The organism is Acididesulfobacillus acetoxydans (assembly GCF_902729405.1).
Taxonomy (GTDB): Bacteria; Bacillota; Desulfitobacteriia; order Desulfitobacteriales; family Desulfitobacteriaceae; genus Acididesulfobacillus; species Acididesulfobacillus acetoxydans.
Map to the genome: position 1 here is coordinate 712,125 of NZ_LR746496.1, position 14,324 is coordinate 726,448.

The 14,324-nt window shown below is 50.0% G+C and carries 13 protein-coding genes; 12 read left to right on the forward strand and 1 reads right to left on the reverse strand.

From position 1 onward, the window contains the following. Positions 1–157: 157 nt before the first annotated feature. The 12 genes from MNU25_RS03155 to MNU25_RS03210 all read left to right on the forward strand — a co-directional run bounded on the left by MNU25_RS03155 (position 158) and on the right by MNU25_RS03210 (position 13,410). Positions 158–697 carry an O-acetyl-ADP-ribose deacetylase gene (locus tag MNU25_RS03155; protein ID WP_372503560.1) on the forward strand — a complete coding sequence of 180 codons (540 nt, stop codon included), beginning with the start codon at positions 158–160 and terminating at the stop codon, positions 695–697. Between the two features lie 10 nt (positions 698–707). Next, on the forward strand, positions 708–1,358 hold the full coding sequence (locus MNU25_RS03160; protein WP_240983742.1) for an HAD family hydrolase: 651 nt from the start codon (positions 708–710) through the stop codon (positions 1,356–1,358). A gap of 177 nt (positions 1,359–1,535) precedes the next feature. Next, positions 1,536–2,552 (forward strand): substrate-binding domain-containing protein, encoded by a 1,017-nt coding sequence (locus MNU25_RS03165; protein ID WP_240983743.1) that lies wholly within the window; start codon positions 1,536–1,538, stop codon positions 2,550–2,552. Between the two features lie 5 nt (positions 2,553–2,557). Beyond that, the gene (locus MNU25_RS03170) at positions 2,558–4,090 is read left to right on the forward strand and encodes a sensor histidine kinase (RefSeq protein ID WP_240983744.1); all 1,533 of its coding nucleotides are present in this window, start codon (positions 2,558–2,560) and stop codon (positions 4,088–4,090) included. Between the two features lie 111 nt (positions 4,091–4,201). Then, positions 4,202–5,887, forward strand: a complete 1,686-nt coding sequence (locus tag MNU25_RS03175) for a response regulator (protein ID WP_240983745.1) — start codon at positions 4,202–4,204, stop codon at positions 5,885–5,887. Continuing rightward, a complete protein-coding gene (locus tag MNU25_RS03180; protein WP_240983746.1) occupies positions 5,874–6,932 on the forward strand; it encodes a sugar ABC transporter substrate-binding protein in 1,059 nt (352 codons plus the stop codon). The genes MNU25_RS03175 and MNU25_RS03180 overlap by 14 nt, the downstream gene beginning before the upstream one ends. Before the next feature lie 226 nt (positions 6,933–7,158). Continuing rightward, the gene (locus tag MNU25_RS03185; RefSeq protein WP_240983747.1) at positions 7,159–8,304 is read left to right on the forward strand and encodes a substrate-binding domain-containing protein; all 1,146 of its coding nucleotides are present in this window, start codon (positions 7,159–7,161) and stop codon (positions 8,302–8,304) included. A 135-nt stretch (positions 8,305–8,439) separates the two neighbouring features. Beyond that, positions 8,440–9,939, forward strand: coding sequence for a sugar ABC transporter ATP-binding protein (locus MNU25_RS03190; RefSeq protein ID WP_240986705.1), 1,500 nt, complete (start codon positions 8,440–8,442; stop codon positions 9,937–9,939). Positions 9,940–9,958: 19 nt separating this feature from the next. Further along, positions 9,959–11,131 (forward strand): sugar ABC transporter permease, encoded by a 1,173-nt coding sequence (locus MNU25_RS03195; protein ID WP_240983748.1) that lies wholly within the window; start codon positions 9,959–9,961, stop codon positions 11,129–11,131. A gap of 387 nt (positions 11,132–11,518) precedes the next feature. Then, a complete protein-coding gene (locus MNU25_RS03200; RefSeq protein WP_240983749.1) occupies positions 11,519–12,502 on the forward strand; it encodes an ROK family protein in 984 nt (327 codons plus the stop codon). Beyond that, positions 12,477–13,001 carry an HAD family hydrolase gene (locus MNU25_RS03205; RefSeq protein ID WP_306425013.1) on the forward strand — a complete coding sequence of 175 codons (525 nt, stop codon included), beginning with the start codon at positions 12,477–12,479 and terminating at the stop codon, positions 12,999–13,001. Before MNU25_RS03200 ends, MNU25_RS03205 begins: the two co-directional genes overlap by 26 nt. Positions 13,002–13,152: 151 nt before the next feature. Beyond that, the gene (locus MNU25_RS03210) at positions 13,153–13,410 is read left to right on the forward strand and encodes a hypothetical protein (protein WP_240983750.1); all 258 of its coding nucleotides are present in this window, start codon (positions 13,153–13,155) and stop codon (positions 13,408–13,410) included. A gap of 303 nt (positions 13,411–13,713) precedes the next feature. On the opposite strand, the gene MNU25_RS20070 is transcribed toward MNU25_RS03210, so the two are convergent. After that, complete coding sequence (locus MNU25_RS20070; RefSeq protein ID WP_261487036.1) at positions 13,714–13,848, reverse strand: hypothetical protein; 135 nt, start codon at positions 13,846–13,848, stop codon at positions 13,714–13,716. Positions 13,849–14,324: the final 476 nt, after the last annotated feature.

Consider the following 14,324-nt stretch of genomic DNA (forward strand, 5'->3'; position numbering starts at 1 on the left):
AAGCGTTCGGTCATCGGGTCCATTTTCACAAACCCAAAGACCCGTTTCAGCCTCAGAGAGCCTATTCACCCCGGTTTTTGGCGCCGGGCAATCGATTTGGGATGGGATTGGAGGAACAAAATTAATTATTGGGGAGGTATTTGTAATGAGTAAGGAAATGGGAATATTTGGCAGTAAGAGAGTTGAAATATGGCAGGAGGATATTACCAAAGTGGCGGTCGACGCCATCGTCAACGCCGCCAATAAGAGCTTGCTGGGAGGCGGCGGGGTGGACGGGGCCATACATAAAGCGGGTGGTTCGGCCATACTGGAGGAATGTGTCAAGATTAGGCAAAAGCAGGGTGGCTGTGAAACCGGAGAAGCCGTCATCACCACGGGCGGAAATCTGCCGGCCAAATATGTCATTCATACCGTGGGACCGGTCTGGCACGGCGGAAAGCAAGGAGAGAGCGAGAAACTGAGAAATTGCTACAGCAACTCCCTGAAACTGGCACAGGAGAACGGGATTGAGAGCATTGCTTTTCCGAACATCAGCACCGGAGTCTACGGCTATCCCAAAGAGGAAGCCGCCCGCCTAGCCATTGACGAAATCCGGCGCTTCCTGCAAAATGAAGACAGAATCAAGAAGGTTCTCTTTGTCTGCTATGACCGGGAGAACTATCAAATTTACAGCCGCTTGGCTGAAAAACTGCGGTAGGAGCTTAAAAATGAGACTTAAAGGAATGATCTGTGACCTGGACGGAACGTTGCTGGATACACTGCCTGTCTGTTATCTCAGTTTTCGCGCGGTGTTCCGCAGGTATCTGAATCGTGACTACAGTGATCGGGAGATTGATCAACTCTTTGGCCCTTCGGAGGAGGGGATTTTTAAGAGACTCGTCCCGGACAAATGGGAAGACTGCTTGGCAACCTATCTGGCAACATACGATAAAGTTCATCCCGAGTATGCCCAGCCGTTTCCCGGCATCGCGGAGGCGCTGGATTTACTGCAAAAGAGACGGGTGAAGCTGGCAATCGTCTCCGGCAAGGGACCGCGCAGTATGGAACTTTCACTGAAACATTCGGGGCTCGCTCAATATTTTGAAGTGGTGGAAACCGGCTCCGAGCAGGGCCCCGTCAAACCTTTACGGATCAAAAAGGTGTTGGAAATATGGGGCTGTGACCCCTCCGAAGTGGCTTATCTCGGTGATACACCGCAAGATATGAAAGATTCGCATGAAGTCGGGACGATTTCTCTGGCCGCGGCCTGGTCAGGCACAGCCAGAACCGAAGGAATTTCCGATACGGAAGCTGTCGCGACTTTCGCGCAGGTGAAAGATTTCAGACGCTGGATTGAGGAGAACGTAGAGTTTACCTGAGCGCTACCAGTCCTCCCGTTAATGGCGGTCAGCGTGGGGTACGGAGAAGGGGAGAACAAGGCCAAGGGATAAAGTTGAAGAGAATAGGGCGGAGGAGAATGGCATCGAGAAGAATGGGGCGGAGGAGAATGACTCGAGGAAAATGGGGCGGAGGAGAATGAAGTTGAGCGGATCGGCATGAACGGCTGGATACAGCGTCTCTTGGGGAGAAAGGCCGGCGGATTTACCCTGGCCTTGATCGTTGTACTCCTTGTTGCTAACGGATGGTTCCTCAGCTTGCGCTGGCAAAAGGCGACTGTGGAGCATGCAGTTTTGCCGCGGTATCACTTTTATGCGGTCTTTCCGGGGAATAACGATCCTTTCTGGGCGGAAGTGAAAAAAGGGATAGCGCAAGCGGCCACCGCCTCCAATTTGGCGGTGGAGTTCAATAGACCAAACACTGTGGATAATGCGCGTATTCAGGACTATCTCACGATTGCCAGACTATCCCGCGTAGACGGAATCATTGCCCAGGGCTCCAATGATCCCGCGGTTGTGCAGGCCATTGACAGTGCGGTCAAGGCGGGAATTCCCGTCGTGACGGTGGAGACCGACGCCAAGAACAGCGACAGGGAATCTTTTATCGGGGCCAACAACTACTTAGTCGGCGAGCAGGCGGCCAAGCTAATCATTCAGGGAACCAGCGGCAAAGCCCGGGTGGCTGTGATTATGAGCGGGAATGCGGAAACCGACACGGCGGCCCAAAACAGTATGCTAAACGGGTTTTTGACCACTTTGAAAGAGGCGCCGGACGCTCGGATGACCAAGATCTTCACGTCCAAGCCCGGCATACTCAATACGGAGGGGATAGCCCAGACGATTCTGCGTGAGCAAGACGTTAATGCCATCTATTGTGTGGATCCCCTTTTTTCGGTTGGGGTGGCTCAAACCGTGATCAATGCCAACGAGGTTGGCCGCATAACCATTGTAGGTTATGGACAGTCGCCTGAAATTGACAGCTACATTCAACGAGGTGTTATCTACGGTGTCGTGGCGGGGAACCCCTTCAAAATCGGTTACGATAGCATTAAAGCGCTGCTTGAGCTGAAGGAAAAGAATCACACGTCATCGGTGGTCGATACAGGGATCAGCATCGTGACCCGGAGCACTCTGAGCAACAAGGAAAGGCAGCCGGTTCCCGCTGGAAACGGGTAGATAGCATGAAGACATGGCAGAGGTATTTCCGCCTGACAGGGATCAGAAGACAACTGGTATTGTTTGCTTTGGCCGTTGTGTTGATTTTGTCCTCAGCTTCCGCCTATTCTTATTATGAGGCTCATCTGGTCATGCGGCAGACGAATGATATTTTCCGGGACTATGAGTACGTGAATAACCTCTACACGGCCATGAATGACTTGGAGGCGGACCTTGAGGATTATTTGGCCACCCAATCTTCCTACTCGCTGATGAACTACTACAGCGCGAACAACAAGTTGCAAACGCTGATGGAGCAAAGGCGGTTGAAGGTGGGTACAGACGAGCGCAGCTTGCAGCTTGAAGATGTGTACAATATGACCAAAGCGTTTTTGCATGAGGCGGACGCCGCAGTCTATGCCCGCCGGGGCGGCATGATTAGCCTTGGGCTGAGTCATCAGGCGGAGAGCAAGCAGATTGCGGGCTACATTCACAAGGTTATGAATGACCTCATCTACAGTACTCTTAATAGCGAAACCTTGAAATACCAGGGCTTGCAAAAAAAAGTAGCGGTGAGTATGCTGATTGGCTTGAGCTTGATCATCTTCGCTCTGGGGCTCAGTGTCGTTCTCATTTTCGTTTTTACCTATAGGATTACCAAACCCGTGGTGGAATTGGCCGAGGCGGCCCAGCGGATTGCCCGGGAAGATTTTGATGTGAAATTGTCAATTGCGCCTCCAAATAACGAGATCGGAATTCTGGCCAAGACCTTCAATCAAATGGTGGTTAGTTTGCAAAACTATCTTGCCAACATGAGGCAGAAGGCCGTGACGGAAAATCGCCTGCGGGAACAAGAGATGCAAAATCTGCGCATGCGGACGCTGCTCCGGGATGCGGAATATAAGGCCCTGCAAGCCCAGATAAACCCCCACTTCTTCTTCAACACCCTCAACCATGCCGCTCAATTAGCCATGCTGGAGGAGGCGGAAAAGAGCTACACGTTTATTCAGCAAGCCTCGGAGCTGTTTCGCTACAGCCTCAAAGGCTGGGAAAGCCCTGTCACTTTGGGTGACGAGGTAAAAAATGTCTCGGCCTACGCTTACATTCTCAAGGCGCGTTTCCAAGATCGCGTAAAATTCGAATTCGAGATCGATGAGGAAGCTCTGGGCCAGCCTGTTCCCGGGTTAATCGTACAACCCTTGGTGGAAAACGCCTTTATTCACGGCTTGGAACACGTGACTCGGCAAGGACTGCTTAAAGTGCGTGTCTTCCGGGACGGAGAGCGGACTAAAGTGGAAGTCACAGACAACGGGCAAGGTATCAGCGAGGAAAGGCTGGAAGAACTGCGCCGCCCCCCGGCAGAGGGAGAAAGCGGCCAGGAGAGAATGGGAATCGGGCTGTACAATGTCCGGCAGAGACTGGAGATTTTCTACGGACAAAGTGGGGCCAGCCTGCTTGAGATATACTCGCAAGCCGGCCGGGGAACCAGGGTGTGTCTGAGTCTGCCTGGAATCAGAGGCCGGGAGTCAGAAGCCGGAGGCCAGACAGAGGTGGAATAACGTGGAATAACGTGGGCGGAAGGCGTATACCAGTGATGATTGCACTCTGACTATTGAGCCGAAGGCAGAGGCCGGAAGTCAGAAGCCGGAGGCGGAAAGAGGTGGAATAACGTGGGCGGAAGGCGTACAGCCAATGATGATGGCACTCTGACCATTGAGCCGAAGCCGGAGGAGGGAGGAACCTTGCACAAACTTTTAGTGGTCGACGACGAACCGATTGTTCTGGAATCCATACGGTTCATCGTTAACCGTCACCTGCCCCGAACTTTTGCGGTGGAGGGTGCTTTTTCCGGCTCGGAAGCGATTGAAAAGGCCGAGACTTTTAAACCGGATTTGGTTTTTATGGATATTCGCATGCCGGGTTTGAACGGTATAGAGGCTATCCGGGAAATTCGCGGCCTGCATAAGGATTTAATCTTTGTGATTATCACGGCCTACGACCATTTTAATTACGCCAAAGAAGCACTTCAGCTCAATGTCCTAGATTATCTGGTCAAGCCCATTCGCAAGGAGCGGGTAGTGGAAGTGCTCAACAAGGCTTTTGGGCTTTTGGAAGAAAAACTGGAAACCGTCCGACGCAGCGCAGCTTTGAAGGAGCAATTTGCCAAGCTGTCTGTACACTTGGAAAACGAATTTCTCTACTCACTGCTGTTAGGCAACCAAGTTACGTCCGATTTGGATTTTTATGAAGGAACCTTTGGCATAGAGTTGAAGCGGGGCTACCTAATCCTGTTGCAATTAGAGGAAAGTCCCGAAAAGAGCAGTGACCCGGTCGCCTTCTCGCTCCGGCGGCACGCGTTGTTTGAGGCGTTTAGGTTTGCTTTGAAGAGCCGCAGCGCGTGTTTGGTCGGGGCGGCCACATTAAATAGGATGGTTGCTTTTATTCCTGCGGCGGAAGGGAGTGACGAGTATGAACTGCGCAACAGGGCCATTGCTTTGGCCGAGGCCGTTAAACGGGAGGTGAAAAGCGCTGGGCCGCTGTCCTGTCTCTTGGGGATAGGGCGGGCTCATTCCTTGGCGGAATTTTTGAAGGGATATGAAGAGGCGGAGCGCGCCGTCGAAAGCGGGGCACTTCAAGGCCAGAGCGGTGAGGAGATCTTTCATATCAGCGATACGTTTCCCTTTGTCAAAACATATGCCCTTTACTCGTTGCAGAAGGAACGCTTGCTCATTGACAGGGTAGTGCTCGGGGACAGTGCCGGCGTGGAAGAATTGTACCGAGAACTTTTCGGCGGGCAGCAGCAAGGTATCCTGACGAGTGCAGGTTATAAGCGGCGCTTGAGTGAACTTGTTGTGGTCCTCACCCGCGCCTTGTCCTACCAGGGAATCTCGGAAGCCGAAGGTGAGGCCCAACTCTTAGCCTGCCTCGAGAACGAAGACTGGCAGCTGGTCAGTGCAGCTTTTGGTGGCAGCTTGCTGGCGCTCACCAAAAGGTTAAAAAAATTGCAAGAGGAGAAAATGGCCAGGGCCTCCTTGCGTATGGTTCAATATGTGGAGAAGAATTACGCGTCCGACCTCAAACTTGATGACGCCGCCCAAATGATGAACATGAGTTATCATTACTTTAGTAAATTTTTCAAGCAGCATACTGGGCAAACGTTTACGGATTATCTGGCTGGAATTAGAGTCGGACGGGCCAAGGGACTCTTGGCGAGTCCGGAAGTCAGCATAAAGGAGGTGGGCTGTCTGGTGGGCTACAAAGATCCGAATTATTTCAGCAAGATCTTTAAAAAACTGACAGGATTGACCCCCTCAGAATACCGGGGGTTGGCGAGCGGAGGCCATGATGCGTTTTAACAAGAACTACGGATTAAATATCTTGTTGCTGATCCTCATCCTCTTAACGGCTTTTAATTTCTATGGGGTTTGGTACGGCAGGCCGACCCGGCAGGCTGTGGCTCAGCAACCGCCAAAAGCAAAGATCCGAATCGGCATTTCTTTGGGAACGCTGAAGGAAGAGCGTTGGGTGCATGATCGGGACATCATGGTGGCCAAAGCCAAAGAGGCCGGAGCCGAGGTTTATGTCCAGAATGCCAACAATGATGATACAGACCAGGTTGATCAAGTGAAATACCTGATCGGGAAAGGAATTAAGGTACTCATCCTCGTGCCCAATGACATGAAAAAAGCGGCGGAAATTGTGAGCATGGCCCACAAAGCGGGTGTGAAGGTAATTTCGTATGACCGCTTGGTGCTGGATGCTGGGGTTGACCTTTACCTTTCCTTTGACAATGAGGAAGTGGGCAGGCTCATGGCCAAGGCCCTGCTGGCGGCCAGGCCGACGGGGAATTATGTCATTCTCAACGGGGCCCCCAATGATGACAACTCCTTGCAGATTAAGGCAGGCTATGACAGTGTGCTGGGTCCGAGTGAAAAAAACGGCAAAATTAAAATCCTGGCGGAATACTTTACGCCCAATTGGCTTGAGGAGTTGGCCTTCAGGAAGATGGATGGCGTCCTGCAGAAAAACAGGGATGTTCAGGCGGTCTTGGCGGGGGACGACAGTTTGGCGGGGGCTGCCATCGAGGCTTTGTCCGAATACCGCTTGGCAGGGAAAGTAGAGGTCGTCGGTCAGGACGCCGACCTGGCGGCTTGCAGGCGCTTGGTTCAGGGTACTCAGCTCATGACGGTTTATAAGCCGATTGATAAACTGGCTTCCCTCGCCATCAAGATGGCGATGAAGCTCGCCCGTGGGGAACCGCTCGGCATCCAAGACAAGATGTCCGACGGAACCTACCAGGTGCCTTATCAATTTATCACCCCAATAGCCGTTGAACGGTCCAACCTGGATGCCACGGTGTTGAAAGACGGTTACCAGAATCGGGATGATGTTTACCAGTAAAGCTAGGGATGACCAAGACCGTGCCCGCCGCCAAAATGGGGGTAACCGGCAGCGGCCTTGGCAGCGGGACCTAAGGTTAAAGATGACCAGTGAATCGCAAAAATTTACGGGTCATCTTTTTTGTAAATTTAGATAAGTCTCTCCTATACAAATAAAATAGACCAGAGGTGAACTGAGCTTTCTGCGCGAATATATACTAAAATAAGTAATCTGGGGGGAAGTAACAATGAAGAAAAATTTCAAATCGGGTCTTGTGGCATCTGTAGTCATCTTGACGACGCTGGCATTGGCAGGTTGCGGAAACAGTGCAAGTGCAAATGGTCCAAGCCCCAATGGCCCAGCCACAAAAGGAAGTGCCGGTGCAAGTGTCGGTATTGTCCTGCCGACAAAGGCTGAATCAAGATGGCCAATGGCACAAAAGGAATTCCAACAAGTACTCCCTGGCGCAACAATCCTCTACAGTAACGGTGACACAGCCACCGAAAAGACAAACGTTGAAAGCCTAATATCGAAGGGTGTTAAGGTTATCGTTATCTGCCCGCAAGATGCAACAGCGGCTGCGGCTGAAGTTAACGAAGCACACGCTAAAGGCATCAAAGTTATCTCCTACGACAGGCTTATAATGAATACGCCATATGTTAATTATTACGTAACGTTTGACAGCGAAGCCGTCGGCGCGGCTCAAGCTCAATATTTAGTTGATCATGCTAAAGGCACAGGTAATCATTTGTACTTATACGCCGGTGCTCTTTCGGACAATAATGCATTTTTGTTCTTCCAAGGTTCTTGGAGCATTCTTCAACCAAAAATTGCCGATGGCACCTTCGTAATTGAAAATTCAAGTGTCGCCAATTCCTTGAAGAACACAGCAAAGCTTTCACATGCTCAATTAGCTCAAATTATTGGCCAGATCACAACAAACTGGGACCCGGCGACTGCTAAGACATTAGCACAAGCTAATCTAGCAAAAGCGACAACGGCTCAAAAAGGTACAGTTTATGTTCTTGCTCCAAATGATGACACATCACGTGCGATCACAGATACATTCAGGGCAGACAAAGCAGTCAGCAAAATTTACTCAACAGGTCAAGACTTCACACAGGCTTCACTGCAATACATTTTAGATGGCAAACAAAGTATGACAGTTTGGAAGTCAGACAAATACCTCGTTGACGACGTCAAAGAAATAGTCAACGCCGTCAAAAATAATACGAAGCCATCAGTCATCGTAACAACATACAATAATGGCAAAGTTGACGTACCTTCAACAAAAGCTCCCTTAACTATTGTTACAAAAGCAAATGCCGAAAGCGTTATCAATTCTTCAGGATTGTACACTGTATCTAACGGTAAGGTTAATCCTGTCAAGTAGTGGACTTGTTCAGCTTCAGCGATATTAGCTACAAATAAGAATTTATAAGGGTATGAATAAACGCAGGTTATCGTACCCTTATAAATTTGATCTAGGAGGAGGAAACCTTTGGGAAATATCGACTACATTTTGGAAATGGATAATATCGTGAAGGAATTTCCCGGCGTTAAAGCACTCGATGGCGTAACCTTCAAAGTTAAACGTGGAGAAATCCATTGTTTAGTTGGTGAAAATGGCGCCGGCAAATCAACGTTAATGAAGATCCTCTCCGGTGTTTATCCGGCAGGTACTTTTAGCGGAAAAATCATTTTAGATTCTACTGAACAGCATTTTAATAAGATTTCGGATAGTGAAAGAGCGGGAATCGCGATAATATATCAAGAGCTTGCTTTAATACCGGAACTCACAATCTACGAGAACATCTTCTTTGGACATGAACTAGGAAAAGGCCAATTTATTGATTGGAACGAAACCATTGTACAAGCCAAAGAAATGCTCAAAAGAATTCACGTAAATATTAACCCGGAAACTAAAATAAAAGATGTGGGTGTCGGAGTTCAGCAGTTGGTTGAAATAGGAAAAGCCTTAAGCAAAAACGTCAAACTCTTAATTTTGGATGAGCCGACCGCGGCGCTTAGTGAAGTTGATTGCGACAATCTATTTCAGATTTTGAGAGGCTTAAAAGAACAAGGCGTAACTTGTATAATGATTTCTCATAAATTGAGAGAGGTTATTTCTATTGCCGATTCAATAACTGTGTTAAGAGATGGGAAGACAATTATATCCATTGATGCTACCGAGCGGAAAGTTGGGGAAAGCGAAATCATTAAATATATGGTCGGACGAGAGATAAAGGATATTTATCCCAAAAGGAAAGGCATCAAGGTCGGGGATGTATGTTTCGAATTAAAGAATTGGACAGCATTCGACCCGAACAAAGGACGTAAAATTCTCCGCAATATTGATTTTTATGTCCGGCAGGGAGAGGTTGTTGGAATTGCCGGACTTATGGGTGCGGGACGTACGGAAATGGCGCTCAGCATTTTTGGCAACACAAAGCATTATGATACAAAAGGCGCCTTATACGTTAACGGAGTTAAAAGGACTTTTAACTCTCCAGAGAGAGCCATTGCAGAAAAGATAGCATATGTCACCGAGGATCGAAAAGGTAATGGTCTTATCTTAATTCAAGATATCAAATTTAACACTACACTCGCAAATCTAAAACAGCTGCTCAAAGGCTTCTTTATTAATGAACATGAAGAAGTACATGTCGCTAAGAAGTTCTTCGACGAAGTTGGAATCAGAGCTCAATCCATCGAGCAAAGTGTTGGAACATTATCCGGTGGAAATCAGCAGAAAGTCTCATTGGCAAAATGGCTCTTTTCCGCTCCGAAATTGTTGATTTTGGATGAGCCGACGCGTGGAATTGACGTTGGAGCGAAGTTTGAGATATACACCATTATGAATGAACTTGTTAAACGAGGCGTGAGCATCATCATGATCTCCTCGGAGCTGCCTGAAATATTGGGCATGAGCGACAGAATATACGTAATGTCTGATGGAACTATGACCGGCGTTCTCGACGCTAAAGACGCAACAGAGGAAAAAATTATGGAAATGGCTACGGCATGATATTTTATGGAGGTATATGATGGATGAGCTGAGTAAACTTTTTAGAAAGAACATACGTGATTACGGTATGTTTATCGCTTTAGCCGTAATATTTATCTTATTTACGGCACTAACGGGTGGTACGTTCATTTCGCCTAATAACATTTCAAATTTGATAAATCAAACAGGTTATATAGCGGTTCTGGCCGCCGGCATGACGCTTGTAATCATTATTCGCCACATCGACTTATCTGTTGGTTTTCTTTCTGGTTTTCTAGGAGCCATTGCCGCCATTCTGATAACGAACTATAATATCCCGGCCATTCCCGCCATAATTATTGTATTGGCTTTTGGCGCGCTTATTGGTTTGATTTTCGGCTTCTTAGTTGCTAAAGTGGGTATTCCGTCGTTCGTTGTAACTCTCGCGGGGATGATATCTTTCCACGGTTTGCTCTTATTTGCGACCCAATCAGGCGGTACAATTAATATCACTGATCACTTTTTCAATCAAATAGGCAATGGATTTATACCGAGTTTCGGCAGAATAGCCGGATTAACTGTGTCAACCCTTGTGATTGGTTTGGTTGGTATATTGTTGTTTATTTACTTTCAAATTAAAGAGCGCAACACCAAGAAAAGGTATAATTTTGAGGTTTCGCCCGCAGCATTCTTTCTCGCTAAACTTGTCTTTATCTCCGCGATGATTACAGCCCTAATACTTGTTTTGGCGGTAAATAGCGGTATTTCCTGGACACTGGTCATTGTCGCCCTTGTTATTTTCGTATTTTCGACGTTATTGAACAAAACCGCGTTAGGGCGTCATATTTATGGCATTGGCGGTAATCCCGAAGCAGCTGAGCTTTCCGGTATTAGTGTTGTAAAAGTTACAATATACGTATTTGTTATTATGGAAGTTCTGACAGCTCTCGCAGGGATACTGTTTGCTTCAAGAATGCAAAGTGCTTCACCAACAGGGGGTACAGGTTTTGAGCTCTTAGCAATTGCGGGTGCATTTATCGGCGGATGCTCTGCCAGTGGCGGAGTGGGTAAGGTTACGGGATCATTAATAGGTGCTTTAGTTATGGCGTCGCTGACTAACGGTATGGATTTGATGGGACTTGGGAGTTCTGTTCAATATATGATACAAGGTCTGATACTGGTTTTAGCTGTTGTGTTCGACATCATGACACGTAAATCACGTTTAAATAGCTAAACAGCCGTCAAGTCAATCCCCTTACGATTTTGGCAGTGGGGGACGGTCTTGGCCCGTGCCGGCGATCAAATTGACCTCTCGGCCGGTTTCCAGGCAAGGCTTCTTAGGGGAACGGTTGTGGCGATCATTGCTCCCGCACGGGCTGATTGCGGCCGTGGTGGCACAGGTTTACGGGAGCGGTTGTGACGATTGTGCATGTGTGGTATCATTGGGGTACAAACTTCCTTTTTGCACTTCCAAACAAGATCTCGATCGCTTGTTAAGCCTTTCACCATACAAAGGCAGCTCGAATGGCCAAAGGTAAATCGAATGGCGGAAGCTAACTTCGAAGGCCAGCGGCAGGGCCTCGGATTTCCATATTTCTGATTTAGGAGAATAGGACGAAACATGGGCAGAGAAAACTCTCAACAACATCATATCGGTATCGATGTCGGGGGCACCAATATCGTTTATGCGGTGGCGGATCAGGACGGAAACCTCCTGCGGGAGAAGAAAGAAAAGACCCGGCCGGAACGGGGAGCGGACGGCATCCTTGGGGAATTGGCAACTCAGATCAGGGAATGGACGACAGAGGACCCCCGGATTGGCAGTGTGGGGATCGGGCTGCCTGCGGTCCTCGATGCGGAGCATGGAATAGCCCGGGAATGTGTCAATCTGGGCTGGTACAATGTCGATGTCATTCATTCCCTGAAGATTTGGGATCTGGGCCTGCCGGTTTATTTGGAAAATGACGTCCGCTGTGTCGCACTGGCGGAGAAACGTTACGGTGCGGCGGCGTCCAGCCGGAATGCCATCTGTCTGGCTCTGGGTACGGGTGTGGGTGCCGGTATTTTTGTTGAGGGGAAATTGCTTCGCGGTGCCAGCGGCGGAGCTGGGGAAGCGGGGCACATCGTCGTCGTTCCTTTCGGAGGTGAACGCTGTGCCTGCGGCGGCAGCGGCTGCCTGGAAACCGTGGCCTCGGCCGGAGCGGTGGTGCGTCAGGCCGGGCAGGCTCTGAGGCATGCTTTGGCGGCCGGCGAGCCTACCCTCTTGCGCGAGCCTTTGAGCGGCCGGGTAGTGAGTGAGGCTGCCGCTGCCGGCGATCGAATTGCCCGGGAGGTTCTGGCGGAGGCCGGGCGTTTCCTGGGGGTCGGACTGGTGACGCTCGTTAACCTCTTTGAGCCCGAGTGCGTAGTCATCGGCGGAGGAATGGCTTTGGCCGGTGAGTCCCTTTTGGCTCCGGCTCGGGAAATTGTCCGGATGCGCGCCATGGCGTATGTCGCGAACCGGGTGAAGATAGTACCCGCTCAGCTGGGGGATTTAGCCGGCGTCATCGGGGCGGCAAGCTTAGGGATGCCCGATGTCAGTGAAAGCCGGAGTTCAAACTTATGACGGGACGGGGGTGATGACCATTATGATTGGATTGGATATTCCCGGACGGGGAGCCTTGAACTTGGAGGTGGCGGTTTTCGATTACAATGGGACCCTGGCTGTGGACGGGCAAATGCTCGGCCCTGTCGCGGAAGGAATTCGGCGCCTGGTTGAAGAGTACGGCTTGGAGGTTCACATCCTGACTTCGGATACTTTCGGTACGGTGAATCAGCAGTGCCGGGAATTGCCCGTGACCATTCAAGTACTGCGGAGCAAAGAGCACACGGCCGAAAAAGCCGCTTATCTGGAACGGTTCGGTGAACGCCAGGTGGTGGCGGTGGGGAACGGGTCTAATGACGAGGATATGCTGAAACGGGCGGCCCTGGGTGTCGTTATCATCGGCGGGGAAGGTTGCTCATCCCGGGCTCTGACGGCAGCCGATGTGGCGGTGAACCGGGTTGAGGATGCCTTGGGCTTGCTGTTAAACCCGAAAAGACTGGTGGCCACACTGAGACGCTAACCCTGAAGGCGACGCTCGATTTTCGGTCTTTTTTTGGTCTTTAAGGTATCTTCCGGCGGGAAGCGTACTCTTCCGACATTTAGTGAGTGGGCAGGAAGGGTGGGAACGGTCGAATTTTGTCGTCGTCTGAAAAGAAAAGAGGTATGAAAAGTTGAACCCCTGCGGGACCACTCAAGCTCATATCTTGGAGAAGACCCAAGTTCATGGCGTTTCTGTTTATTTCGGCACGGGAGTGAATCCGGCCAATTCTCCTGCCCAATTTTTCGTGGCTTGGGGTCGGGAGATTTTGGCCGGCGGTTTGGTCCATACCTATAATAGTCGGTGTTCGGAAGAAGGGTGTCTTTGGTTCGTAGAAGAAGATGAGGCGGAAATCGCCTACGCCGAAGTGCAAACAAGTTTGCGCGGCTAGTCGCGGAGGGAAGGGGGTTCACGGGATTTCCTTCATGGCGGAGGTTTTCCGGGGATCCGGTCTGTGGTTGGAGTTTCTTCACGGGGGCAGGGGTTTTCCGGGGATCCGGTCTGTGGCTGGCGTTTTTTCACGGGGGCGGAGGTTTTCCGGGGATCCGGTCTGTGGCTGGAGTTTCTTTGCGGGGGCGGAGGTTTTCCGGGGATCCGGTCTGTGGTTGGAGTTTCTTCACGGGGGCGGAGGTTTTCCGGGGATCCGGTCTGTGGCTGGAGTTTTTTCACGGGGCGGGGCTCGGAGCGGCTCCTTTCAGGGAGAGTTAAGCTCCTTTGGCTGAGCTGTCTCATCTTCGTGTCCGGCATCGCCTTTGAAGGCGAGATAGCAAAGGCCATAGCCCAAAATAGAAAAAGTGACTGCGGTGACGAGAAAGTCGAAATTACCCATTTCTTACCCTCCTATCTTTAGGTGTTCCGCAATGTGCACATGTAACCCTGAAAGGAAGCCGCAAAGGCGGCCCCATCATTAGCCAAGAATACTTCGAGAGCCGAGAATACTTCGAGTTCGGGAAGAGTGCGTCCGACGCGGACCTAAAAGATAGCTTCTCGCGCGGTCGTCTCGCTGGGGTGTTCAATTGTTTGGCAAAAAATCATCGGAAATGCCCGTCTATTAATATAGACGTTTAAGACCGACGTTTTGTGTCGGTCTGGGATCTATTTTGTAAAATTCCCTCCCCCGCGAAGTTTTCAGGGGAGCAAGACTTCCTGGGGTTAACACCTTTGTTTGGGGTTAACACCTTTGTCTGGGGTTAACACCTTTGTCTGGGGTTAACACCTTTGTCTGGGGTTAACACCTTTGTCTGGGGTTAACACCTTTGTCTGGGGCTAACATCTTTGTCTGGGAACATCTTTGCATGCGATTAA